Source organism: Bacterioplanes sanyensis (assembly GCF_014652515.1).
Classification (GTDB): domain Bacteria; phylum Pseudomonadota; class Gammaproteobacteria; order Pseudomonadales; family Oceanobacteraceae; genus Bacterioplanes; species Bacterioplanes sanyensis.
In genome coordinates this window covers 335,305-358,771 of the sequence record NZ_BMYY01000003.1, presented here as the reverse complement: position 1 = coordinate 358,771, position 23,467 = coordinate 335,305, and the positions used below count along the sequence as shown (strand labels likewise).

The 23,467-nt window shown below is 53.7% G+C and carries 19 protein-coding genes; 14 read left to right on the top strand and 5 right to left on the bottom strand.

Annotation, left to right across the window (positions count from 1 at the left end):
* The first annotated feature begins 55 nt into the window (after nt 1–55).
* The 6 genes from IE090_RS07480 to IE090_RS07455 all read left to right on the top strand — a co-directional run bounded on the left by IE090_RS07480 (nt 56) and on the right by IE090_RS07455 (nt 4,858).
* On the top strand, nt 56–817 hold the full coding sequence (locus IE090_RS07480; RefSeq protein WP_189387733.1) for a hypothetical protein: 762 nt from the start codon (nt 56–58) through the stop codon (nt 815–817).
* 33 nt (nt 818–850) lie between these two features.
* Nucleotides 851–1,612: a hypothetical protein gene (locus IE090_RS07475; protein WP_189387732.1), complete on the top strand. Its 762-nt coding sequence runs from the start codon at nt 851–853 to the stop codon at nt 1,610–1,612.
* A gap of 33 nt (nt 1,613–1,645) precedes the next feature.
* A complete protein-coding gene (locus IE090_RS07470; RefSeq protein WP_189387731.1) occupies nt 1,646–2,407 on the top strand; it encodes a hypothetical protein in 762 nt (253 codons plus the stop codon).
* Nucleotides 2,408–2,416: 9 nt separating this feature from the next.
* The gene (locus tag IE090_RS07465) at nt 2,417–2,890 is read left to right on the top strand and encodes a hypothetical protein (RefSeq protein WP_189387730.1); all 474 of its coding nucleotides are present in this window, start codon (nt 2,417–2,419) and stop codon (nt 2,888–2,890) included.
* 544 nt (nt 2,891–3,434) lie between these two features.
* Complete coding sequence (locus IE090_RS07460) at nt 3,435–4,343, top strand: hypothetical protein (RefSeq protein ID WP_189387729.1); 909 nt, start codon at nt 3,435–3,437, stop codon at nt 4,341–4,343.
* Nucleotides 4,344–4,351: 8 nt separating this feature from the next.
* Entirely contained in the window at nt 4,352–4,858 is a 507-nt protein-coding gene (locus IE090_RS07455) for a hypothetical protein (RefSeq protein WP_189387728.1), read from the top strand.
* A 167-nt stretch (nt 4,859–5,025) separates the two neighbouring features.
* On the opposite strand, the gene IE090_RS07450 is transcribed toward IE090_RS07455, so the two are convergent.
* Complete coding sequence (locus IE090_RS07450) at nt 5,026–5,796, bottom strand: GntR family transcriptional regulator (RefSeq protein WP_189387727.1); 771 nt, start codon at nt 5,794–5,796, stop codon at nt 5,026–5,028.
* 227 nt (nt 5,797–6,023) lie between these two features.
* On the opposite strand from IE090_RS07450, the gene IE090_RS07445 reads away from it, so the two are divergent.
* The 7 genes from IE090_RS07445 (at nt 6,024) to IE090_RS07415 (ending at nt 16,580) form a co-directional block, all read left to right on the top strand.
* A complete protein-coding gene (locus tag IE090_RS07445) occupies nt 6,024–6,797 on the top strand; it encodes a (Fe-S)-binding protein (protein WP_189387726.1) in 774 nt (257 codons plus the stop codon).
* Nucleotides 6,794–8,326 carry a LutB/LldF family L-lactate oxidation iron-sulfur protein gene (locus tag IE090_RS07440; RefSeq protein WP_229815557.1) on the top strand — a complete coding sequence of 511 codons (1,533 nt, stop codon included), beginning with the start codon at nt 6,794–6,796 and terminating at the stop codon, nt 8,324–8,326. The genes IE090_RS07445 and IE090_RS07440 overlap by 4 nt, the downstream gene beginning before the upstream one ends.
* The gene (locus tag IE090_RS07435; RefSeq protein ID WP_189387725.1) at nt 8,323–8,964 is read left to right on the top strand and encodes a LutC/YkgG family protein; all 642 of its coding nucleotides are present in this window, start codon (nt 8,323–8,325) and stop codon (nt 8,962–8,964) included. Before IE090_RS07440 ends, IE090_RS07435 begins: the two co-directional genes overlap by 4 nt.
* Entirely contained in the window at nt 8,961–11,789 is a 2,829-nt protein-coding gene (locus IE090_RS07430) for an FAD-binding and (Fe-S)-binding domain-containing protein (protein ID WP_189387724.1), read from the top strand. Before IE090_RS07435 ends, IE090_RS07430 begins: the two co-directional genes overlap by 4 nt.
* Before the next feature lie 62 nt (nt 11,790–11,851).
* The gene (locus IE090_RS07425; protein WP_189387723.1) at nt 11,852–13,621 is read left to right on the top strand and encodes a PAS domain-containing HWE histidine kinase family protein; all 1,770 of its coding nucleotides are present in this window, start codon (nt 11,852–11,854) and stop codon (nt 13,619–13,621) included.
* On the top strand, nt 13,618–16,005 hold the full coding sequence (locus tag IE090_RS07420) for a two-component system response regulator (protein ID WP_189387722.1): 2,388 nt from the start codon (nt 13,618–13,620) through the stop codon (nt 16,003–16,005). The genes IE090_RS07425 and IE090_RS07420 overlap by 4 nt, the downstream gene beginning before the upstream one ends.
* A 23-nt stretch (nt 16,006–16,028) precedes the next feature.
* A complete protein-coding gene (locus IE090_RS07415; RefSeq protein WP_189387721.1) occupies nt 16,029–16,580 on the top strand; it encodes an isochorismatase family protein in 552 nt (183 codons plus the stop codon).
* A gap of 104 nt (nt 16,581–16,684) precedes the next feature.
* Here the strand turns inward: IE090_RS07415 and IE090_RS07410 are convergent, their stop codons facing one another.
* A complete protein-coding gene (locus IE090_RS07410) occupies nt 16,685–17,443 on the bottom strand; it encodes a substrate-binding periplasmic protein (protein WP_189387720.1) in 759 nt (252 codons plus the stop codon).
* A 67-nt stretch (nt 17,444–17,510) separates the two neighbouring features.
* The gene (gene lon, locus IE090_RS07405) at nt 17,511–19,889 is read right to left on the bottom strand and encodes an endopeptidase La (protein ID WP_189387719.1); all 2,379 of its coding nucleotides are present in this window, start codon (nt 19,887–19,889) and stop codon (nt 17,511–17,513) included.
* A gap of 148 nt (nt 19,890–20,037) precedes the next feature.
* On the opposite strand from lon, the gene IE090_RS07400 reads away from it, so the two are divergent.
* The gene (locus tag IE090_RS07400) at nt 20,038–20,937 is read left to right on the top strand and encodes a DMT family transporter (RefSeq protein ID WP_189387718.1); all 900 of its coding nucleotides are present in this window, start codon (nt 20,038–20,040) and stop codon (nt 20,935–20,937) included.
* Here the strand turns inward: IE090_RS07400 and IE090_RS07395 are convergent.
* Both IE090_RS07395 and exaC read right to left on the bottom strand, forming a co-directional pair.
* Nucleotides 20,922–21,728 (bottom strand): hypothetical protein, encoded by an 807-nt coding sequence (locus tag IE090_RS07395; protein WP_229815555.1) that lies wholly within the window; start codon nt 21,726–21,728, stop codon nt 20,922–20,924. The two genes, IE090_RS07400 and IE090_RS07395, sit on opposite strands and share 16 nt — an antisense overlap.
* 158 nt (nt 21,729–21,886) lie before the next feature.
* A complete protein-coding gene (gene exaC / locus IE090_RS07390) occupies nt 21,887–23,407 on the bottom strand; it encodes an acetaldehyde dehydrogenase ExaC (protein WP_189387716.1) in 1,521 nt (506 codons plus the stop codon).
* Between the last annotated feature and the right edge of the window lie 60 nt (nt 23,408–23,467).

The following is a 23,467-nucleotide window of genomic DNA, read 5'->3' as shown; positions in this document are numbered from 1 at the left end:
ATATGAGGTTAACTCAGGTCTGTACTTGTTGTGATGACATTTGCGAGAGGTAACTATGCCCAAACGTAAAAAACAAGAAATTCTGCAATCCCTGCGCCCACTCTGGCGGGTGGAGGATGAACAGTGGCTGGCACAGCGCAAAGCCGATTGGCAGCACATCCGTGCGACCATGACTCAGACACCGCCAGCAAAACAAAAAAGTCTAGAGCGCTATTTTGTTTATGGCGAAAAGGACTGTTATTTTCCCGGCAGTACGGTCATGCTGTTTACCCCCTATGACTCTGCCGAGTCTGCCAAAGAGGTTTTCTACAGTGGCTTAATGGATCCAACCGAACAAGAAAATGTGTTCAAAGACTACTTGTTCTGGATCAGTAAACGTGGTTACTACCTACCTTGGTTTCGACGCCATATTCAGCAGTTTATTCAGGGCGTTATGGGGTCGAACTATCAAGAGCTTTATGTCGAGCATGGCTCGCGACCAAAACTAATCTCAATCGAACCTTCATGGTGGTGTAAGGCTTATATTCTATGTGCCAAAAAAGTTTTGGTAGGTGAGGTGGCCTACGAGGGCTGTGTGGATTGCGTGGAGTATTTTGTATCGGCTTTGGCACAGGCCAGTAAAAGCTGCCATCGCTATCAAGATTACTTTGATGAAATGTTCGCCGAAGTCGAGCGCATCTTGGCCGGCGCTGAGGCCAGCGACATCGCCAAAACCTTTGCCCACGATTTAAAAGCACGGGAAAGCGAGATTCGCCATCATTGGCAGCTCAGTGGCGAAAAAGCCGCTGAGATCGACGCACAAAACGCGACAGAGTAACGCAGCCCAAGGAAGCACACTAAAGGACTCACCATGCCCAAACCAACACGCTATGAAATTCTGCAATCGTTTCGTCCACTCTGGCGGGTGGAGGATGAACAGTGGCTGGCACAGCGCCAAGCCGATTGGCAGCACATCCGTGCCAGTATCAAAAAAGCTGCGCCAGCATCGCTCAAACTACTAGAAAGCTATTTTGTCTACGGTGAAAAAAAGGACTATTTACCCGGCACTACCTTGCTGCTGTTTACCCCCTACGACTCTGCCGAATCTGCCCGTGAGGTGTTTTTTAGTGGCCTGTTAGATACAACTGAGCAGGGAAGGGTCTTTGGGGATTATTTGTTCTGGATCAGCAAACGCAGTTACCACTTACCTTGGTTTCGACGCCATATTCAGCAATTTATTCAGGGCGTATTAGGCTCGATCTATCAAGAAATATATGTTGAGGACGGCCCATGGCCAGAAAGAATTTCTCCCGAGCCGACGTTTTGGTGCAGTTCCTATATGTACTGTGCGAATACAATCTTGAAGGGTGAAGTGGCCTACGAGGGCTGTGTGGATTGCGTGGAGTATTTTGTATCGGCTTTAGCGCATGCCACAGACAGTTATCACCGCTATCAAGACGATTTTGATGGAATGTTCGCCGAAGTTGAGCGCATCTTGGCCGGCGCTGAGGCCAGCGACATCGCCAAAACCTTTGCCCACGATTTAAAAGCACGGGAAAGCGAGATTCGCCATCATTGGCAGCTCAGTGGCGAAAAAGCCGCTGAGATCGACGCACAAAACACGACAGAGTAACGCAGCCCAAGGAAGCACACTAAAGGACTCACCATGCCCAAACCAACACGCTATGAAATTCTGCAATCCCTGCGCCCACTCTGGCGGGTGGAGGATGAACAGTGGCTGGCACAGCGCAAAGCCGATTGGCAGCACATCCGTGCGACCATGACTCAGACACCGCCAGCAAAACAAAAAAGTCTAGAGCGCTATTTTGTTTATGGCGAAAAGGACTGTTATTTTCCCGGCAGTACGGTCATGCTGTTTACCCCCTATGACTCTGCCGAGTCTGCCAAAGAGGTTTTTTACAGTGGCTTATTGGATCCAACCGAACAAGAAAATGTGTTCAAAGACTACTTGTTCTGGATCAGTAAGCGGGGCTACTACTTATCCTGGTTTCGACGCCATATTCAGCAATTTATTAGGGGAGTCTTAGGCTCGACCTATCAAGAGATATATGTTGAGGACGGCCCCAGGCCAGAGAGAATCTCAATCGAACCTTCATGGTGGTGCAGTGCCTATATGATGTGTGCAAATAAGATCCTGACGGGGGAGGTGGCCTACGAGGGCTGTGTGGATTGCGTGGAGTATTTTGTATCGGCTTTGGCACAGGCCAGTAAAAGCTGCCATCGCTATCAAGAAGATTTTGATGAAATGTTCGCCGAAGTTGAGCGCATCTTGGCCGGTGCTGAGGCCAGCGACATCGCCAAAACCTTTGCCCACGATTTAAAAGCACGGGAAAGCGAGATTCGCCATCATTGGCAGCTCAGTGGCGAAAAAGCCGCTGAGATCGACGCACAAAACACGACAGAGTAAGAAAGTGATATGGAAGATACGGGTGAGATCATAATTAAAGCCCCCAGCGAGTGGCTGGAGACCTTTAAAACCCAGCCAATTTGGGGATTAAGCAAGCTGGCCGAGCACGCTGGTGTGCCTACGATTTGGGTGGATGAACTGCTGATCGATGTCGATAGCATTGAGCAGCATGGCGACTATTTAAAGCTGGGATACGAAAACCCCGAAGGCGTGGCAGCCTCACGCGACTTTATTCGCCACGCCCAAGGCATAGAGTACTACGCCTGCCATTGGGGAGATTACGGCACGGACTCTTTCTTTGTGCTAAATGATCAGGGCGTTCGCTACGATTTTTATTTGGAAGAATGCAGCGACGAAATGGAGTATGAACACAATGTTGAAGCCAAACGCTGCGAGATCGAAAAATGGAAAGCCGCCATCCCACAAGCATTGCTAGAGCACTGGCCGAGTTATACCGACATTGATCTTGACGATTATCTATAAGCGTTGACGGTGTGCTGCCAAGGCAAGTGGGCATTGCTCATAAGCTGGCAAGACAAGCCTGACACCCACCCCAGTTCCTAGGTCGCCAAACCCGCGGTCTCGCGCGCAGGTTTTTCGCACCTCAAGGCCGCCTGAGTGGGTAATGGCTGTGCCCGCAGGGGCTGCCCGGATGGCAGCACCAGCCAACAGCCTGCGCAGCGCAAAGCAGGGAGCTCGCCCGCCCGGCGTGAGGGATAAGATCCCTCAAAGAGGGCATGGGTGTGGCGGCAATAAATACGAATCGCTAACCACTCAAAGTGACTCGGATGGGAGAGCTTAAGCTCTGACCCCAGCAAATGGCTAAGCGGCGATGACCGTATGGCTATCAAAAACGCTGTTTTCCTTTATGATGGCCGTTAGGTTTACGCTGGTATGTGTGATGTTTTGAGATGGGCGATCAGCTGCTGGATGAACTGTTTGACCTTAACAGTCTAGATGCCGAAGAACAGCAGCGTTTACGTCAGGATATTAACGACTTAATCCTCAACGCAATGGAATAATAAGCATGTTTGACTACGAAACGATTGAACCGGTGTTGCCGGGCAACCATATTGAAAATTGGAAAAAAATCCGCAAGCAGCAGTGGAAGCAAGTCAAGTATACTTATAGCGATTGGAGTGCCAAGAACTTGGCCGATGTCAAAAAAAACTATTACATCGCCGACGAACCTCAGGTGCCACCACCAGATTTTGACCAGCACGGTAACTACACGCCTCAACCGTATGGCAGTGCTAGCTGGGAGGAAAACCTTCTGATGTCGCTATTTCTACATCCAGATCAATCTGAGCAGCGCTGGCAGCAAAAAATCGCGGAAGAGATGGCGCCAAAACGTCGAGAAGATCGTCCGTTGGGGCGTGATAAATTGCCCGGTCAAGAGTTTTTCATGCTACAAAGTCATACTGTCGAGCCTTTACTCGACTACGATTTTGGCGGTTTTGGCGGTCTGGAGCAGCGTATGCTGCCCGTGTTTATACAGAGCCCTGTTTATACCGACGAAACTATTATTGTTGATAATGCCGAATGTCGCTTAATTCCCTTCGATACCCCCAGAGAAGCCTTTGCTACAGTGTTGTATAGTAATGGCACATACAGTCGAGCCATGTATGTCAGCCCTTATACGCCCTTTCAATGGCTGCATGAAATGTTTGTTTCGACGTTTGCTTATGACCCAGAACCGAATGAGCGCGGAGACGAACTCAGCTTGTGTGGCTATTTACCCGCACTTCAAGACAATGCCGACGATATTTACCACCCCAATCACCTAAAAGCCGCGCGTTTAATGATTCAGATTTTTGAAGACGATACCGCGCCGGCCTACTTGCGCAACCTATGGCAAACCGTTAAAAACAACGGCATGCAGGCTTATAAAACGGACTATACCCGCAAGCCAACCCCGCCGCCGCATAAGCGCTAGGACGAGTCATGTGCAAAGAAGTGATTTATCTGGCTCGGTTTGCCAGCGCCCACGCCCGGGCGCTGGCCGAAGTCTATTTAAACGAAGCCACTCGCCCCGAGTTTGACGACGACGTGCCGGCAGAAGAACTCAGCATGTTTGAAACGATGGACGAACGCTGGTTTGCCGAGCACTTAACCCAAATCTCAGACACTCAACTGGCGTGGACGGCCGAGGACGAAGAGCTAGATTATGGCACCATCGTCAGCCCACTGGATTTAGGGGCCGAATCCGCGTTGGCGATCGAGCTGTATGAATACGATGGCCCCTGCATTGCCATTCATGCCGTCGAAGACGGCGAGCACTTTATGCCCTTTATTACCCTGATGTATGACGATGTAGAAAAAGACACGCACGTCGAGGAATTTAATCAACTCGTCACCCACAAGGTGCACACCTTGGGCAGCATCCAAGCCATTTTGTGGCTGCAGGATTACCTCGCCAACGGCGGCGATGTGCCAATGTATGTCTCTTGACTCTCACGCAGCGGTTGCAGCAATGCACGATCCGCTGCTTAATGATGCGGATGTGTTGCAATAACTACCGTTGCTGTATCTGAATCAATGGCTGCTTGCCGGCAGCCGGATATAACTAACTGAGTCGATTTTAAAGTGCATTCGGCGCGGAAGTTTTTCTCGCCGCACTAACCCCGCCGCATTAATCCTATGCGCCGCAGTGAGCGCTCGGCGTGGGTGGCAAAGCGGCTGCTTTGCTGCAGGGTTTCTTCAACAAAGGCCAAATGATCATTGACGGCCTGCTGAGCGGCTTGGGCATCGCGCGCCAGTACGGCGTTTTTCATTTTCTCGTGCTGGTTGCGAATGGCGGCGCGACGGTCTTCTTTGATGTACAAAAACTCCAAGTTGGTGGCAATGGTCTGTTTAAATAAATCAAATAGGGCGCGCATGGAGTGCAGCAATACGGCGTTGTGTGAGGCTTCGGCGATCGACAGGTGAAAGCGCCAATCTAATTCCGCCTCTTCACTGGCGCCAATGCGCTGCTCATGGCCTTCGAGCCAGTCTTGGTAGCGTTGCTCGATGATTTGCAAGTCGCCATCGGTGGCGCGCAATGCGGCGTAATGCGCGGCGACTTCTTCTAATGCGTGGCGAAACTCCAATAAGTCGTAATTAAATTCCGGATGGCTTTTAAACAGCTGGCTGAGTGGGTCGACAAAGGATATGCCGATGTCATCGGAAATAAAGGTGCCGCCACCTTGGCGGCGCACCACCAGCGATTTGGCCTCCAGCTTTTGCAGCGCTTCACGCAAAGATGGCCGTGAGACCTCAAACTGCGCTGCCAGCTCACGTTCGGGGGGGAGTTTTTGCCCGGGCGATAAGCTGCCCTCCAAAATCATGCTCTCCAGTCGCTCGGCCAGGATGTCGGAGATTTTGCTTGCTTTGATGCTGTTTTGAGACATGGCAGACGCTCTGCAGTGCTAGAAATGGTATGTCAGATGCGACCAAGGTCGAATGCGTGCAGGGCCCCTGTGCGCCGCTTGGCATTGACCAATGCCTAGCATCTGCGTAACTTAGTCAAATAACTAATTGGGCAAATGGTATTACCAATTTTGATGGCTGGCAAGCCGCACGGTTTTGCCCCGCAAAACGACACCTTGGCCACGCCCAACCAAACGAGAACCTAGCCATGGCACAGCAACCGTTTACGCGCTGTCGTGATTACCCAGCGCGCCCCCAGCAAGTGTATTTAATGGGCACTTGCTTAGTGGATAGCTTTGATCCGCAAGCTGGCATGGATGCCATTCAGTTTTTACAGCACCACGGCGTTGAGGTGCTGTTTCCGCAGCAGCAGTCGTGCTGTGGTCAGCCGGCATTTAATTCGGGCTTTGATGATGAGGCGCGCCAAGTAGCACGGCAGCAATTAAAGGCGTTTGCTGCTGATATTCCTGTGGTGGTGATGATGGGCTCCTGCGCTGCCATGCTGCACTGTGATTATGCGCGCTTATTCGAAGGCCAGCCGGAAGAGGCGCAGGCCAAAGCGTTGGCGGCGCGCACCTTTGAATTTACCGAATTTGTGGATCGGGTGCTGTGTTTACCGCCGTTGCCGGCCTCTGGCGAGCGTGTGGTGTTGCACACCTCCTGCAGTGCGCGGCGCAGCATGGGCGTGGCGGAGTGTCATCAGCGGGTATTGCAAAACAGCGGTGTTGAAGTGGTCGAGCCAAATCGTGTGACCGAATGCTGCGGCTTTGGTGGCACCTTTGCGTTAAAACAAGGCGATATTTCCGCTGCCATGGCTTGTGATAAAGCCGAGGCAGTGGCGGCTTGCGGCGTTGACACTTTGGTCAGTGCCGATTGTGGTTGTTTGATGAATATCGGTGGCACTTTGGCCAAACAAGGGCGGCCGATTAAAACACGTCATATTGCTAGCCTGCTACGCCAGCGCCAGGAGGAGTCGCTATGACGGTACAAAACTACGATCCGGCGTTAATGGCAGCGCAAGTCGATAATGATGAAAAAGCCTTTGCCGATTTGCGCCAGCGCCATTTTAAAGCACGGGCAAAATTGTCATTGGAGAACGAGCAGCTGCGTGGCAGTTTTTTAGGCGCAACGGATTTTTTACAGGCCAAGCGTCGTGCGGTATTTGAAGACACTAGCGAACTTGAACATTTGCGCGATCGCGGCGAAGCCATTCGCCAGCAAAGCTTGGCGCAGTTGCCCGATTTGCTCGAAACCCTAGAAAAAAACCTCACGGCCAATGGCATTCAAGTGCACTGGGCCGAAACCGCCGAGCAGGCTTGCGCTCATGTGCACAGTATTTTAGCGGCGAATAATGCACGCACCGTGGTAAAAGGCAAATCCATGGTGAGTGAAGAAATTGAGCTCAACCATTATTTAGAAAAGCAGGGCATAGAATGCCTGGAATCGGACATGGGCGAATATTTGGTGCAACTGGCGAAAGAAATGCCATCGCACATTATTATGCCCGCCATTCATAAGACCACGGCGCAAATTGCACGCTTAATGCACAGCCGCGCCGAGCGCAGCGATGGTCAGCCCGTGCCTTACACCGAAGATGTCGACGAGCTGATTGGCAATGCCAGGGCGATTTTGCGCGATAAATTTGCCAGCGCCGATGCCGGTATTTCTGGCGTCAATATGGCCATCGCCAATACCGGCACCTTGTGTTTGGTTGAAAACGAGGGCAATGGTCGCATGAGCACCACGGCGCCGCCAATACACATTGCGATTACTGGCATTGAAAAAGTGGTGGCTGATTTGGCCGATGTGCCGGATTTACTGAGCTTGCTCACCCGCAGTGCTACGGGGCAACACATCAGCACCTATTTTAATATGATTTCGTCACCGCGTAAGACCGGTGAGCTGGATGGCCCTGAGCAAGTGCATTTGGTATTGGTCGATAATGGCCGCTCGCGCATGTTTAATCATCCGCAGTTAAAACCTACGTTGCAGTGCATTCGCTGCGGCGCTTGTATGAACCATTGCCCTGTGTATGCACGCATTGGTGGCCATGCCTACGGCTCGACTTACCCTGGCCCTATTGGCCAGGTGGTCACACCGCAAATGCAAGGGTTGGATAAACAAGGTGAATTAGTGTCGGCTTGTACCTTAAATGGCGCTTGCGGCGAGGCCTGCCCGGTGCGCATTCCACTGCCCAAATTAATTCGTGAATTACGCCATGAAGCCAATTCGACAGCGCCAGCCAGCGAGTTGGATATTCCCGGCAAAGGCAGTCAGCGCCATTTAGGTGAAGCCGTAGTTTGGAAGGGCTGGGCCTTGGCCCATCAATACGGGCCTGTGTATCGCAGCATGACCTGGGCGTTAAGTCGTGGTCGTTCGTTAATGCCGCATCGATTAGGTGCTTGGACGGCGACTCGCACCATGCCCATGCCGGCGGAAAAAAGCTTGCACGAACTGGCCAAAGCGGCGGGCATTCAGCAGCAGCCGTCGGGCGTGGAGGATCCATCATGAGCGATGCACGCAATGCGATTTTACAACGCTTACGTCAGGGCCAAGCACAGCAAGCCAAGCCCGTTGAAGTCCCGCTGCGCTCACCCAGCCAAGTTTCGTTGGAGGATTTTTGTGAGCATTTGCAAAATGCCCATGCGCAGGTGATTCATTGCCGCCCCAGCGACTGGCTGAGCACTGTGGTGCAGCGCTTAGCTTCGCACGGCACCAGTTTGGCCTGCGGTCGCAGCGCTGAAGGGCAGCAGCTGCATCAAGCGGCGCTTGAACAGGGGCTCAATGTTTGTTGGTACGACGAGCAGCTGGATAAACAACAGCTATTTGATCAGGTAGATGTGGGGTTTTCTGTGGCCCAAGCCGGCTTAGCCGCCACCGGCAGCTTAGTGGTGGAAACTGGCCCAGATGAGCCCCGAATGCTATCTCTGGTGCCGCCGTTAAGCATTGTGTTGCTGCGCCGTTCAACGCTATTGGCGGATTTTAACGCCTATGTGCAGCAGCGTGGTGATGCCGCCATGCCAACGAATTTATTGCTGATCTCTGGCCCCAGCAAAACTGCCGATATTCAGCAAACCCTGGCCTACGGCGCCCACGGGCCAAAAGAATTATGGGTATTGCTGGTGAATGATGTTGAGGAGCCGGCATGAAGCAGATTTTACACGAGCAATGCTTTAGCGCATTTTTTGCCGATTTAGCCACGGAAATCGGCGAGCACCGTATTTTAACCGACCCGCTGCGCACCTTGGCGTACGGCACCGATGCCTCATTTTATCGTTTGATTCCCAAAGCGGTGATCGACGTCGACAATGAAGAAGAAGTGGTGCTGATTTTAACCTTGGCGCAGCGTCATCGCGTGCACGTGACCTTTCGCGCGGCGGGCACCAGTTTATCTGGCCAAGCAGTCACCGACGGCGTTTTGGTGCGGTTAAGTTCGGCTTGGAATCACCATGAAGTGTTGCAAAACGGTGCGCAATTAACGCTGCAGCCTGGCGTCATTGGCGCCCAGGCAAATCGCATTTTAGCGCCTTATGGGCGCAAAATAGGGCCCGACCCCGCGTCGATTAATACCGCCAAAATCGGCGGCATTGTTGCCAACAACGCCTCGGGCATGTGCTGTGGCACAGCGCAAAACAGTTATCAAACCATTGCCAATATGCGCTTGGTGCTGGCCGATGGCACTGTGCTGGACACTGGTGATGAGGAATCACGCCGGCACTTTTGCCGCACCCAGCCGGCACTGATTGCCAGCATCGAAAGCATGCGCGATGCCGTCGCCTGCAATGATGCCTTGCGCCAGCGCATTGTTAAAAAATTCAGCATTAAAAATACCACTGGCTACAGCTTAAATGCCTTGGTCGATTTTCACGACCCCATCGACATCATTGCGCATTTAATGGTCGGCTCGGAGGGTACCTTAGGGTTTGTTTCACAAGTCACTTACAACACAGTGCCTGAGCACGCGCACAAAGCCTCGGCGCTGTTGTTGTTTGCGGACATTGAAATGACCAGTCAGGCCGTGACGGCGCTGAGCCAAACACCGGTCGCGGCGGTCGAGTTAATGGACCGGGCTGGTCTTCGCAGTGTGGAAAACAAAGCCGGCATGCCGGCCTATTTACAGCAGTTAAATGATGAGGCTGCCGCTTTGTTGGTGGAAGTGCGGGCCAATAGCGACGCCGAGTTAGAGGCGCGCCTGCAACAGGTGCACGCCGCACTGACGCCGTTTGACACGCTGCAGCCGAAAACTTTCACCACCGATCCGGCCACTTGCCAATTGTATTGGAATATTCGCAAGGGCCTTTTTCCGGCCGTGGGTGCGGTGCGGAAATTGGGCACCACCGTCATTATTGAAGACGTGGCCTTTCCGGTGGAAAAGTTAGCGCCAGCGGTGCTGGAGTTGCAGCGTTTGTTTAAAAAACATCGCTACAACGAAGCGATTATTTTTGGCCATGCCTTAGCGGGTAACTTGCACTTTGTATTTACCCAGAATTTTACCGACCCGACAGAGGTGCAGCGCTACGCCGAGTTTATGGACGATGTGTGTTTGTTGGTGGTCGGGCGCTATGACGGTTCACTCAAAGCCGAGCATGGCACCGGTCGCAATATGGCGCCGTTTGTGGAAATGGAGTGGGGCAAAGCCGCGTATGAGCTGATGTGGCAAATCAAACACGCCTTCGATCCGAATGCGGTGCTTAATCCGGATGTGATTTTAACCCGCAACCCGCGTGCTCACATTGAACACCTCAAACCCATGCCGCCGGCCCACGAGCTGGTGGACCGTTGCATTGAATGTGGTTTTTGCGAGCCCGTGTGTCCGTCGCGCCACCTGACGCTGACCCCGCGCCAGCGCATTGTGGTGATGCGAGAGCTAGAGCGGCAGCAGTGCGAAGGTAAGCAACCGGACTACCAGCAGTTACTGGACGATTATCAATATATGGGCATCGATACCTGCGCGGCCGATGGTTTGTGCAGCCAGGCGTGCCCGGTCGGCATAAATACCGGCGATTTAAGTCGTGAGCTGCGCGCGCAACGCAATCAAAAATACCAGCGCAGTGCCAACTGGGTAGCGGATCACTTTGCTGGCGTCAGCAGCGCCAGCCGCTCGGCGTTAAAGCTGGTGGATGTTACCCAAAAGGTACTGGGCAGTGAAAAACTCAGTGCAGTCAGCCAAGCAATGCATCGCCTTAGCGCCAAAAAAATCCCCCAATGGCACAACGCCATGCCCTCTGCAGCGCGCAAACCAGCGCCTGTGCCTGTGGCGGATGCCGACTTGGTGTATTTTCCCAGTTGCGCCAGTCGCACCATGGCACCGGCACAAGACGATGCAGAAAGGCGCTCCTTGGTCGAGGTCACCCAGCACCTGGCGCGCAAAGCCGGTTTGCGTTTGCGCTTGCTCGACGATGTGGAACAGCATTGCTGCGGCATGCCGTTGGAAAGCAAAGGCCACTTTGCCCAAGCCGATCGCATGCGCGCTCGGTTAAACCAGGCCTTGCTGGAGGCCAGTGATGATGGCCGCATTCCGGTGTTGATTGATACCAGCCCGTGCGTATTTCGCATGCAGCAACAGTTAGATGAGCGCATTCAACTGCTCGACCCCATCGCCTTTGCCAACCAGCAACTATTGCCAAGGCTGGAGGTGCAGCGCAGCCCAGAGCCTCTGGCGGTGCACGTTACCTGCTCGACCACCAAACTCGGCCAAGGCCAGGCTCTCATTAACTTGGCCAAGGCGTTAAGTGAGCAGGTGGTGGTGCCTGAAGACATCAGCTGCTGTGGCTTTGCCGGTGACAAAGGCTTTGTTACGCCCGAGTTAAATGCCTCAGCGCTGGCGCCTCTTAAGGCTCAGGTTCAGCATTGCCAACAGGGCGTATCGACCAGTCGAACCTGTGAAATTGGCCTGAGCCATCACAGCGGCATTCCCTATCGGGGTGTGTTTTATTTGCTGGATCAGCGCTCACGGGCCAAAGCCGTGCCTTGATTTGAACTGGGGAGAGCGACTTATATACTGACTGGGCGCATATTTCCGACAGGAGTGTCGACATGGATGGCCAGTCGCTGGATTACATCAAAGCCCGAGCGTTTGATGCACTGCTCGAACATGCCGACATCGGCTTGGCATTGCTCGATCACAACCAGCGCTACTTGGCCATCGATGCCTCACTGGCCGCTGCCAATGGGCAGCCAGTAGAGCAGCACCTAGGGCAATCGGTGGCGACTGTGTTGCCGCAGCTTTACCCCCATCTTGAGGCCTCATTGCAGCAGGCCTTGCGCGGCCAGCGGGTGGAGCTGGATACCGATCAGCAAGGCCATGCCGATCACTGGCGAGCAGAGTATTTTCCCCTCGATACCCCCACGCCCACGCTGATGGTGTTGGCGCGCAACCAGTCGTTGGAGCAATCAATACAGCGCTCCAAAGAGGCCGCGGCCGACCTTACCCGGCGGGTGCTCGATAGCTTGTTCGCGTTTGTCGGCATGCTAGCGCCAGACGGTACCTTGATCGATGCCAACCGTTCGCCACTGGCAGCCGCCGGCATTGAACTGGACGATGTGGTGGGTAAGAAGTTTTGGGATTGCTACTGGTGGAGTTATGACCCGGACATTCAAGCGCAGCTGAAAGACGCTGTGGCCCGCGCTGCCACGGGTGAAGTGGTGCGCTACGACGTGGTGGTGCGCATGGCGGGTGAGTCGCGTATGACCATCGATTTTATGCTGGCGCCGCTGTACGACCGCGATGGGCGCTTAACCCACTTGATTCCCTCCGCTAGCGATATTTCTGACCGCGTGGCCAGTGAGCAACAGTTGCGCTCCAGTGAAGATCGGTTTCGCCGCGTGTTCGACAGCACCTTTGATGGGTTGATGCTGGTTGATCAACAGGGCCAAGTGCAGCTGATGAATCAGCGTGCCTGCGACATTCTTGGCGTTGAACTCAGTGCTGATGCACCTAGTTTATCGTTGCAGCAGCTGGTCAATGATGACCGACGCTTGCTGGCTGCGTTGCAGATAACGTGTGAGCCAGGCGCGGGTAATGGCCATGAGGCCTTTGAGTTGCAGCGTCCAGATGGCGAAACCCGTGCGGTTGAGTTGTCATTGAGTGCCATGGCGTTTGAAGAAGGGCCGCGAGTTTTAATCACCATGGTAGACGTTACCCACCAGCGCCTGATTCAGCAGCATTTACGCGCCTCGCTAGAGGAGAAGGTGGCGCTGCTAAACGAGGTGCATCATCGGGTAAAAAACAACTTACAGGTGGTATCCAGCCTGCTGAGCCTGCAATCGCGACAGGTGCCCGCTGAGCTCACTGCGTATTTTGCTGACAGTCAGGCGCGCATTAAAGCCATGGCGCTCATTCATCAACTGCTATACGAGCAAGAAGACTACGACCGGATTCAAGTCAGCCAATATCTACAACGGCTGATGGACTTGCTGAAACGCAGCTACTCTGAGTCTACTCGGCGCGTGCGCATTGCCTTTCATAATGAAACTGAGCCCTGCTGTTTAAGCCTTGAACACGCATTGCCATTTGGCTTGCTGGTGAACGAGTTAATTACGAACGCCCTGAAACATGGCTTTCCTCACGCACGTGAAGGCAATGTAGAGCTCAGGCTGCAATCGCAGCCGCCGGAGTGTGTGCTGAAAGTGATCGACGATGGTATTGGTTTGCCAGCGGACTTTTCCTTTACCTCGGGCAGTACGTTAGGAGTGCAACTGCTTCCTGGGCTCTGTGCCCAGATGAAAGCCGAGCTGGTGGTTGAGCCCACCGCTCAAGGCAGCTGCTTTAAGCTGACATTTAACGGGCTGGGAGTGCCGTCATGAGCAAGGTCTTAGTGGTAGAAGATGAACAAGTGACCGCGCTGGATCTAAAACTAACCTTGGAGGATTTAGATTACACCGTCGTCGCGACCCACAGCTCCGGTGAGGCGGCGCTGGATTTTCTCGCCCGCCAGCGTGTTGATCTGGTCATGATGGATATTCATCTTGATGGCGAGATGCTGGGTACCGAGGCGGCTGCCATCATTCGCCGACGTTGGGGAACGCCGGTGGTGTTTCTCACCGCCTATTCCGATACCGATACCATAGACGATGCCAGTGACACCCTGCCTTATGGCTATTTAGTGAAGCCATTTGAACGCCATGAAATCGATGCCGCTGTGCGCGTCGCCTTGGCGCGCAGTCAAGCCGATGTGCGCTTACGTGACTCAGAAGAACGCTTGCGCTTGGCGCTGGAAGCCGCCCGTATGAACATTTGGGAATGGCAACCCGATGAGCACAGTGAGCTGATGGCACGGGCACACCCGGAGTTAAACGAGCCGCAAATTCTGCCCATCGACTTTGAGCAGTTACTCAATCGTGTGCATCCTGAAGACCGTGAGCCATTAAAACAACAACTGGCACAGGGCGATAAACTGCATGCCATTGTCGCTATGCAAGACAACGGTGCTTGGTGCTACCACGAGCTTTATGCCAGCGTGTATCAACGCCCTCAGCAGTCACCGCGGGTAGTGGGCGTGTATCGCAATATCGATGAGCAATATCGCGCGCAAGAAAAGCTCCGCCAGGCGGATGTGGTATTTCGCAACGCCAGCGAGGCCATTGCGATTTTGGATGAGCGGCGCCGACTGGTGTCTGCCAATCCAGCCTTTGAAAGCATCACAGGCTTTCGCTTGGCGCAAGTGCGGGGCCAAGTGATCGATGACTTTTTATTGCACGAGCCGCAAGGAGAAGACTTTTATCGGCAGCTGCACCAGCAAACGAGACGCCATAGTGGCGAAGTGCGTTGCCGGCGCGGGGATGGCAGTGAGTTTCCTGCTTGGCAGCATATATGTGTGATCGCTGAGGGGGATCACATTCGTCACTATGTGATGAGCTTTTCCGATATTTCCGTACTCAAAGACACCGAGCTCAAGCTGGCGCGGTTGGCCTACCGTGACCCATTAACCGGCGTGTGTAACCGCACGGGCATAGAAAAAGCGTTGACCTCGCTGGCGCAGCAGTGCCCAGACGCAGGCTGTCAGACGGCGATTTTTTATCTCGATATTGATGGCTTTAAGCGTATTAATGATCGCCTTGGCTATCAATTAGGGGATCAGCTATTACGCGATGTCGCGCAACGCTTGAAGACCTGCATTGGCGATCAAGATCACATCGGCCGCATTGGTGGCGACGAGTATTTATTGATTGTTCATGATTTGGACGGTGCCGCTGCTGCACACGGCAAGGCGGTCGAGTTGCTAAAAGCCCTAGAGCCACCGTTTGAACTAAGCAAACACAGCCAAGATGTGTCGGTGTGCATCGGCGTGGCACAGTGTGACCGCACCCCTTTGCAGAGCGATTCTTTATGGCGTGCCGCTGCACTCGCTTTGCAGCAAGCTAAGCACAATGGCACAGGTGAAATTTGTTTATATGATTTCCGACTGGCGCTGGACAATCTGCACCAGCAGCGCTTGGAAGAACGTCTCGCGGGTGCCATAGCTGAGCAAGAGCTGAGCGTTGAACTGCAACCATTAATGAATGATCAACAGCAGCTGGTGGGGGCCGAGGTATTGTGCCGCTGGTACAGCACAGAGTTGGGCATCGTACCGCCAGATCGATTTATTCCCGTGGCCGAAAAAACCGGTGATATTCACGCCTTGGGCAGTTGGGTATTGCGTCGAGCACTGAGCATTTTGCAACACTGGCAGCAAAGCTGGCCACAGCTGTATTTGGCCGTCAATGTATCACCGCGTCAGCTGAGTGATCAGCGCTTTCCTGGCCTAGTGGCAGCGGTATTAGAAGAATTTGGAGTGGCAGCCGATCGGCTGGAGCTGGAGTTGACGGAATCCGTGGTGATCGATGATGTAACGACTCTGCCAGTGTTAGAGCGCTTACGCGCGTTGGGCGTCGGCTTATCGATCGACGATTTTGGTACCGGTTATTCCTCCCTCAGTCGGCTAAAAAACCTACCCATTACACGAGTAAAAATCGATCGCTCCTTTGTAAGTGAGCTGCCAGATAGCAGCAGTGATTTAGAAATTTGCCGAGCCATCATTGCACTGTGCCGTGTGTTGGAAGTACCGGTTACGGCCGAAGGCATTGAAAGTTGCGAGCAGGCGCAGTTGTTAACCGCCATGGGCTGCTCTTGCTTACAAGGTTATCACTTTAGTCGACCATTGACCCTAGAGCGCTTTACACAATGGGCCGCGGCGCAGCAGAATAAATGAATCACCCTTTGTCGAGAATGCATATGACCAGTTTTACCCGTTTGCATAAGGAAACCACCGGCCTGATTCTGGTGGATGTGCAAGGCAAGCTCGCTGAGCAAATGCCGGAGTTCGACGGTTTAATACAAGCACTCACGCAACTAATAAAAGGTGCTCAGCTGCTGGGCTTGCCGATCATTGCCATGGAGCAACTGCCCAACAAACTGGGGCCAACGCGGCCCGAGCTACTGCATCTGTTAACCGACGCACCCTTAAGCAAATCAACCTTCAGCGGCATGGCAACGCCGACCATCGAACAAGCGATTGAATCGGCTCAGCGTAACCAATGGCTGGTGGCCGGCATCGAGGCGCATGTGTGTGTCTATCAAACCGTGATGGATTTACTCGAAGAGCGCTATCAGGTGCACTTAGTGACCGACGCCATTCGCTCACGCCACCCAGATAACCGCCGCTTGGCCGTCGACAAAATGCTCACCATGGGCGCGGATGTCACCTCGGTAGAAATGGCGTTATTTGAATTGCAGCAGCAGGCAGTAGGGGACGAATTTAAACAGCTGATTCAGTTGATTAAATAAAGCGTGGTATTGCTACTCGGTAAAAGAATACTGCCGTTGAGTATATTGGCCTAGTCGTCACACAGTGACAAAATGATGAGCCGCTTTTAGACATTTTTTTCAACTTATTCAGCGCTGCTAACACTGTGGTGATAACGCGCAATGATGGCATGCAAGCGCTGCTGGTTGTCTTTGCGCTCCAGTGCTTGGTTTAGCCAGCTCACCAAGGTCATGGCCCACGCAGGTTGGGCGGAAACACCAAGATAAAGAGGTTTGGCGGGCAAGCAGCCGCCGCTGTTAAATTTTACATCGACGCCCATTTGTCGCATGGCGTAGGCGCTGACTCGAAAATCATCCAAATACACATCCACCCGTTCGCGCATCAGCATGGTAATAAGACGTTGGCTCGGCTGGCTGCCGCTCATGGCATGGACTTGTCCGGCGCGGGCGGTGGCAATGTAGTTATCCAACGCTGGGTTGTAGCTGTAGTCTTGCACCACGCCGAGTACCTGTTGTTGCAGCGATGGCACACCTTGATAGCGCCAAGTGTTATCGGCGCGCTGATAAAAGCAATCTTGATAGGTCATGGTGGGTGTGGTCGGCATTAAAATGTTTTGGGCTTCTCCGGGTACCAAGGTCAGTAGGCCATCGATATGACCAAACCTGGCTTCGTGCAGTGCGCGTGACCAAGGAATGACCAGCACTTCCAGTTCAATGTTTGCGGTGGCCAATACTTCGCGTAAATAGTCGCTGATAATGCCGGAACCATCGGCACAGGTGTAGGGGCACCAGTCCGCTGCGGCAAAACGAACTTTGCTCGGTAACGGCTGGGATAAAGAGGTCAGGCTGTACAGAAAAAGTGGCAGGGCAAGCCATCTGAACATGATGTAAATCCGGGATCGGCTGCAAAAGCGACATAGCAGCACGAATCCCGGTAGCTGTCAAAAAGTGTCAAAACACATGCTGATAGACATCATCATAGTGCTTGGCAAAATGCACCGTCATGCCATCGCGCACGTGCTCTGGCAGTTCTTCGTAATCTCGCCGGTTGGCTTCGGGCAATATCACCTCCATGATTTTTGAGCGTCTGGCGGCGATGACTTTTTCACGAATACCGCCTACCGGTAATACTTGCCCGGTGAGTGTTAGTTCGCCTGTCATCGCCAGCGGTCGGCGAATGCGCCGATTACTCATCAGTGAAATCAGTGCGGTGGTCATGGTGACGCCTGCACTGGGGCCATCTTTAGGGGTGGCGCCTTCTGGTACATGCAAGTGAATCGTGCGCTGATCAAAAAAGCCTGCGTCGCCGCCGTAGCGGTGAGCATGTTGGCCGACAAAGCTGTAAGCAATGTCTGCGGATTCTTTCATCACATCGCCCAGTTTGCCCGTCAGTTTCAGGCCGCGGCTGCTGGTATGCATGGTCACGGCTTCAACGGGCAGTGTTGCACCGCCCATGGAGGTCCAGGCCAGGCCTGTTACTACGCCGGTGCCGCGAATGATGCGTTCTTGGCGAAACACGGGTTTGCCTAAAAAGTCTTCTAAGTTTTTGCCAGTGATCGCGACTTTTTTCTCGCCTGCAAGCAGTTTGACCACGGCTTTACGGGCAATTTGTTGCAGTTGTTTTTCAAGGTTGCGCACGCCTGATTCACGGGCATAGCCATCGATGACTTTGCGTAACGTGGCGTCGCTGACCGTGACCTGAGATTTTTTCAAACCATGGCGTTCGAGTACGCGTGGCCATAAGTGCGTGCGGGCAATGGCGAGCTTTTCTTCGCCGATGTAGCCCGAGAGACGAATGGTATCCATGCGATCCAGCAACGGCGCCGGAATGCTGTCGAGCTGATTGGCGGTGCAGATAAACAGCACTTTGGATAAATCCAGACGCAAATCCAGATAATGATCGAGAAATTCTTTGTTTTGCTCTGGGTCTAACACCTCCAGCAGTGCCGAGGCAGGGTCGCCTTGATAAGAGGTGCCCATTTTGTCGATTTCATCCAGCATAATGACTGGGTTGGCAACGTCGACGTCTTTTAATGCCTGTACCAGCTTGCCGGGCATGGCCCCGACATAGGTGCGCCTATGGCCTTTGATTTCTGCCTCATCGCGCATGCCGCCCACGCTAAAGCGATAAAACTTGCGACCCAACGCTTCGGCCACCGAGCGGCCAATGGAGGTTTTGCCCACCCCGGGTGGGCCGACCAATAACATAATCGAGCCGGAAATTTCTTGCTTGAACGTGCCCACCGCCAAAAACTCAAGAATGCGCTCTTTAACGTCATCAAGCCCCGAGTGGTGAACGTTGAGGGTGTTGCGGGCGTGGTTTAGATCAAACTGATCGTCAGAGTATTGCCCCCAGGGCAAGCTGGTGAGCCAGTCTAGGTAGTTGCGGGTGACACCAAACTCGGACGAGCCCGTCTCCAGCATGGAGAATTTCCGCAGCTCTTCGTCCAGGCGTTTTTGCACTTCTGCTGGCAAGGTTTTGTCAGTTAACCGCTGCTGGAACTCTTCAATGTCGGCGGTTTTATCGTCTTTCGATAGGCCGAGTTCTTTTTGAATGGTTTTCAGCTGCTCACGTAGAAAAAACTCACGTTGATGCTGGCTGATGCTTTGGTTCACGCTGTCGCTGATTTCGGCCTGCAGTTTGGCAACATCGATTTCTTTTTTTAGCAACAGCAGCACTTTTTCCATGCGCTTTTGCAGCGGAATGGTTTCTAGAACGTCCTGCAGCACCGAACCTTCAGCGGTGGTGATGGCGGCGGCAAAATCCGTTAACGGCGAAGGGTCGTTAGGGCTAAAGCGATTAAGATAATGCTTGAGCTCCTCAGAATACAGCGGGTTGAGCGCTACGAGTTCTTTAATGGCATTAATAATGGCCAGCGCGTAGGCTTTGCTTTCATCGTCATACACTGGCGTATGGCTGGGGTAGTGTACCCGCGCCAGCAGGGGTGCTTTGTTGGCAACCCACTCCAATACTCTAAAGCGGCGAATGCCTTGGGCAATAAACTGGATGCGGCCATCTTCCGCTTGGATTTTATGCACGCGCACAACGCAGCCGATTAATGGCAGCGAATCCGTGGCGGGTACTTGGTTGTTCATTTTGTGCTCAACAAATACCAGCCCGAGTAGCTTATGCTCGGTATTGGCGACGCGTTCCAACGTCTCTGACCACAGCTCGGCGTCGACCATCACGGGCTGTACTTGTGCAGGAAAAAACGGTCGGCCATTGACCGGTAAAACATGGATGCGATCTGGAAGAATCTCGCTGGCTTGAACGATGCCAGTGCCACTGCCGTCTTCCCGACCAATGTATTCGTGCGATTGCTCAGACATAAAAAAGCCTCCTTATAAACCGCTAACTGGGGGAGAGTGTCGGCGTTTTCAATGGTTGTGCTGCAACAACAGTTGCCTGGCGCAGATCATGTGTGAGCAAACTGATAGACTGGCCGCTTTCTCGATAAACAGTCAATAGAGGTAGAGCATGCAGGCGGAGCGGCGGGCGTTAATGCTGGCACTGGGGGCGGTGTTGTTGTGGTCGACGGTGGCGACGGCGTTTAAATTGGCGTTGGCGGATGTGACCCCGCGTTGGTTGTTGGCCATTGCCGCGATGACGTCTTGGGTGTTTTTGACGGCCTATTTGCTGTGGCAAAAACAATTGTCGCAGGCCTGGCAGGCGCTGCGTGAACAGCCATTGTTTTACTTGCGCCAGGCACTGATAAATCCACTGCTGTATTATCTGATTTTGTTTCAGGCCTACGATTTATTGCCCGCTCAGCAAGCGCAGTCGATTAATTATACTTGGGCACTCACCATGAGTTTGCTGGCGGTGCCCATGCTGGGTCAGGCATTGTTTGGTCGCGATATCGTCGCCTTATTGTTGGCCTACGCCGGCGTGGTGGTGATTGCCACACGTGGTAACCCGATGGCGTTGCAGTTCGATAGTCCTTTGGGCGTGGGGCTGGCGTTGTTGAGCACGGTGCTGTGGGCGCTGTATTGGATTTGGAACACGGGCGGCAAGCATGCGCCGCACATCAGTTTATGGTGTGGTTTTCTGCTGGCGACACCGCTGATTTGGCTAGTCGCTCTGGTGTGGGATGGCTGGCGTGCGGCCAACTTGATGAGTCAGGGCGGTTTGGCGGCGATTTACGTCGGCCTGTTTGAAATGGGCGTGACGTTTTTACTGTGGCAAACCGCCATGAGCACCACCCAGCGCACGGCGGCGATCAGTTCACTGATATTTTTATCGCCATTTTTGTCGCTGATCTTTATCAGCCAAGTGCTGGGTGAGCCCATTCACCCAGCCACCTTCATTGGCTTGGTATTAATTATTGTCGGGCTGGTGATCCAAAAAATGCCGCGTCGACGTCAGTCGGCGGCATAAACCACATCACCTTTTAGGTGAAAGTGGCGCTGGTGAAAAAACAGTTGGGCAACTTCCACGGCACTGCCCGTGGCAATGGCCTCCAGCATGACGGGGTCAACGTCCAGCTGCAGGGCACTGCGAGTGGCGTATTGCCGCGCTGGCGCCAGGGTGGCTTTTATCCACTCGGGTTTAAACGGCGGGCGGTGGCCAGGGTGAGCGCTGCCGTTGCCGTCGGTGGGTATAAATTGCACAAAAGTCTGGCAGTGACTTTTGGCTAAGCAGCGCTGAATTTGCTGTTGCCAGGGCTGGCAGTGGCTCAGCTGTGTGCATTCATCGCTGGTGACCAACCATTGCACTTCTGTGTCGCTGACGCGAACGCCTTGCAATGGGATGAGCTGGTCTTGATGGCGAACTAAGACGTGCTGGGCATCGCGCTTGGCCTCAATGACTTCCAATTCGGTGCCCACTGGCAATACTCCAACCACTTGTATCGCGCTCTGGGTGTGACTCAGCATGCGTGCGCGCCTTGATATGGGCTGCAGCGTGCGCTCGTTGCTGTGGGTGTCGTGCAGTACCAACAGCAGTTCCGGCGCGGTATAGCGACTGCCAACACTCGGGTGCTGCTTGGCCTTTGAGCGTTGTTTCATATCGCTGGTAGACGGCTGGGCAGCGGGCTGCTGTATGGCTGGGTCAGGCTGTGCAGCCGTGTTTGGCTGGCTGGGTAAGCGTTGGCAACCACTGATGGCTACGAGCAGTATTAAAGCAGTGAGCTGCAGCAGTTGGGTCAGTAACAGGCGAGGGGTTTTCATAATACGAGATGGCACACAAAAACGCGCATCATGCCACAGAGCCGTGTCAGGCCGGCACTGCCTGTGTGCCATTGTACAGAATCTTTGCGTAACGCTTGGCCATTTTGCGCCTGCCCTCTATCGACGCCGGTTGGCGCCAATAGAAGGCTGGGAGGCTTCTAGAAGAAGCCCAGTGGGCTGGTGCTGTAGCTGACCAGCATGTTTTTGGTTTGCTGGTAATGGTCCAGCGCTTTTTTGTGAGTCTCGCGGCCGATGCCCGATTTTTTGTAGCCACCAAAGGCGGAATGAGCAGGGTAGGCGTGGTAGCAGTTCACCCACACGCGTCCGGCTTGAATGGCGCGGCTCGCCCGATAAGCTCGGTTGGTATCGCGGGTCCATACGCCGGCGCCTAAGCCGAACTCGGTGTCGTTAGCAATGGCGATGGCCTCTTCCTCATCGCGGAAGGTGGTGACACCCACCACTGGGCCGAAAATCTCCTCTTGGAACACCTTCATATCGTTGGTGCCTTTGAGCAGGGTTGGCTGCACATAATAGCCACGACTAAAGTCGCCACCCAGTTCTGCCGCAGCACCGCCAATCAAGACTTCTGCGCCTTCTTTGCGGCCGATATCCAGATACGACATGATGCGGTCAAACTGTTCTTGCGACGCTTGTGCGCCGACTTGGGTATCTGTGTCCAGTGGATTACCGCGAGTAATGGTGGCGGCTCTGTCAATGACCAGCTTGATGAAGTCGTCGTAAATATCGTGTTGAATCAGCGCTCGTGACGGACAAGTACAGACTTCGCCTTGGTTGAAGAACGCCAGCACTAGACCTTCGACACACTTGCTGAGGTAGTCGTCCTCATGACGCATGACATCGCTGAAATAAATATTCGGCGACTTGCCACCCAGCTCCACGGTGGAGGGAATCAAGCGGTCGGCGGCGCTGCGTAAAATATGCTGACCGACAGGAGTGGAGCCGGTAAAGGCGATTTTGGCGATGCGATCACTGCTGGCCAGTGCTTGGCCAGCTTCTTCGCCAATGCCGTTGACCACATTGATGACGCCCGGCGGTACGATATCTGCGATCAGCTCCATAAACAGCAAGATGGACGCTGGCGTTTGCTCGGCGGGCTTTAATACCGTGCAGTTACCGGCAGCCAATGCCGGTGCGAGCTTCCAAGCCGCCATTAACAACGGGAAGTTCCAAGGAATGATCTGTCCGACCACGCCTAACGGCTCGTGCACATGGTAGGCCACGGTGTGCTCATCCAGCTCTGCCATGGAGCCTTCTTGCGCGCGAATGCAGCCAGCAAAGTAGCGGAAGTGATCGGCGGCCAGCGGAATGTCGGCCGCCAGGGTTTCACGCACGGCCTTGCCGTTATCCCAGGTTTCGGCCACGGCCAGCATTTCTAGGTTCTGCTCGATGCGGTCGGCAATTTTCAATAACAAATTCGAGCGTTCAGTGACCGATGTTTTGCCCCACTCGGGCGCCGCTTGATGGGCAGCGTCTAACGCCAGTTCAATGTCAGCGGCGTCAGAGCGCGCTACCTGACAAAAAACCTCGCCATTAACTGGGCTGATGTTGTCCATATAACGGCCGGCGACGGGAGCAACCCAGTCGCCACCAATAAAGTTGTCGTAGCGCTGGGCAAAATTCACGATGGCGCCGGCCTGACCAGGATTGGCATAAATCATCAGATACTTCCTCTTGTTATTGTCATTACACTGCGATTGGTAGTTAGTCGCATTGTTAAC

What these genes read in the sequence shown, in the direction of transcription:
- IE090_RS07480 (WP_189387733.1), top strand. Translation starts at nt 56, where the DNA reads ATGCCCAAACGTAAAAAACAAGAAATTCTGCAATCCCTGCGCCCACTC.
- IE090_RS07475 (WP_189387732.1), top strand. Translation starts at nt 851, where the DNA reads ATGCCCAAACCAACACGCTATGAAATTCTGCAATCGTTTCGTCCACTC.
- IE090_RS07470 (WP_189387731.1), top strand. Translation starts at nt 1,646, where the DNA reads ATGCCCAAACCAACACGCTATGAAATTCTGCAATCCCTGCGCCCACTC.
- IE090_RS07465 (WP_189387730.1), top strand. Translation starts at nt 2,417, where the DNA reads ATGGAAGATACGGGTGAGATCATAATTAAAGCCCCCAGCGAGTGGCTG.
- IE090_RS07460 (WP_189387729.1), top strand. Translation starts at nt 3,435, where the DNA reads ATGTTTGACTACGAAACGATTGAACCGGTGTTGCCGGGCAACCATATT.
- IE090_RS07455 (WP_189387728.1), top strand. Translation starts at nt 4,352, where the DNA reads ATGTGCAAAGAAGTGATTTATCTGGCTCGGTTTGCCAGCGCCCACGCC.
- IE090_RS07450 (WP_189387727.1), bottom strand. Translation starts at nt 5,796, where the DNA reads ATGTCTCAAAACAGCATCAAAGCAAGCAAAATCTCCGACATCCTGGCC.
- IE090_RS07445 (WP_189387726.1), top strand. Translation starts at nt 6,024, where the DNA reads ATGGCACAGCAACCGTTTACGCGCTGTCGTGATTACCCAGCGCGCCCC.
- IE090_RS07440 (WP_229815557.1), top strand. Translation starts at nt 6,794, where the DNA reads ATGACGGTACAAAACTACGATCCGGCGTTAATGGCAGCGCAAGTCGAT.
- IE090_RS07435 (WP_189387725.1), top strand. Translation starts at nt 8,323, where the DNA reads ATGAGCGATGCACGCAATGCGATTTTACAACGCTTACGTCAGGGCCAA.
- IE090_RS07430 (WP_189387724.1), top strand. Translation starts at nt 8,961, where the DNA reads ATGAAGCAGATTTTACACGAGCAATGCTTTAGCGCATTTTTTGCCGAT.
- IE090_RS07425 (WP_189387723.1), top strand. Translation starts at nt 11,852, where the DNA reads ATGGATGGCCAGTCGCTGGATTACATCAAAGCCCGAGCGTTTGATGCA.
- IE090_RS07420 (WP_189387722.1), top strand. Translation starts at nt 13,618, where the DNA reads ATGAGCAAGGTCTTAGTGGTAGAAGATGAACAAGTGACCGCGCTGGAT.
- IE090_RS07415 (WP_189387721.1), top strand. Translation starts at nt 16,029, where the DNA reads ATGACCAGTTTTACCCGTTTGCATAAGGAAACCACCGGCCTGATTCTG.
- IE090_RS07410 (WP_189387720.1), bottom strand. Translation starts at nt 17,443, where the DNA reads ATGTTCAGATGGCTTGCCCTGCCACTTTTTCTGTACAGCCTGACCTCT.
- lon (WP_189387719.1), bottom strand. Translation starts at nt 19,889, where the DNA reads ATGTCTGAGCAATCGCACGAATACATTGGTCGGGAAGACGGCAGTGGC.
- IE090_RS07400 (WP_189387718.1), top strand. Translation starts at nt 20,038, where the DNA reads ATGCAGGCGGAGCGGCGGGCGTTAATGCTGGCACTGGGGGCGGTGTTG.
- IE090_RS07395 (WP_229815555.1), bottom strand. Translation starts at nt 21,728, where the DNA reads ATGAAAACCCCTCGCCTGTTACTGACCCAACTGCTGCAGCTCACTGCT.
- exaC (WP_189387716.1), bottom strand. Translation starts at nt 23,407, where the DNA reads ATGATTTATGCCAATCCTGGTCAGGCCGGCGCCATCGTGAATTTTGCC.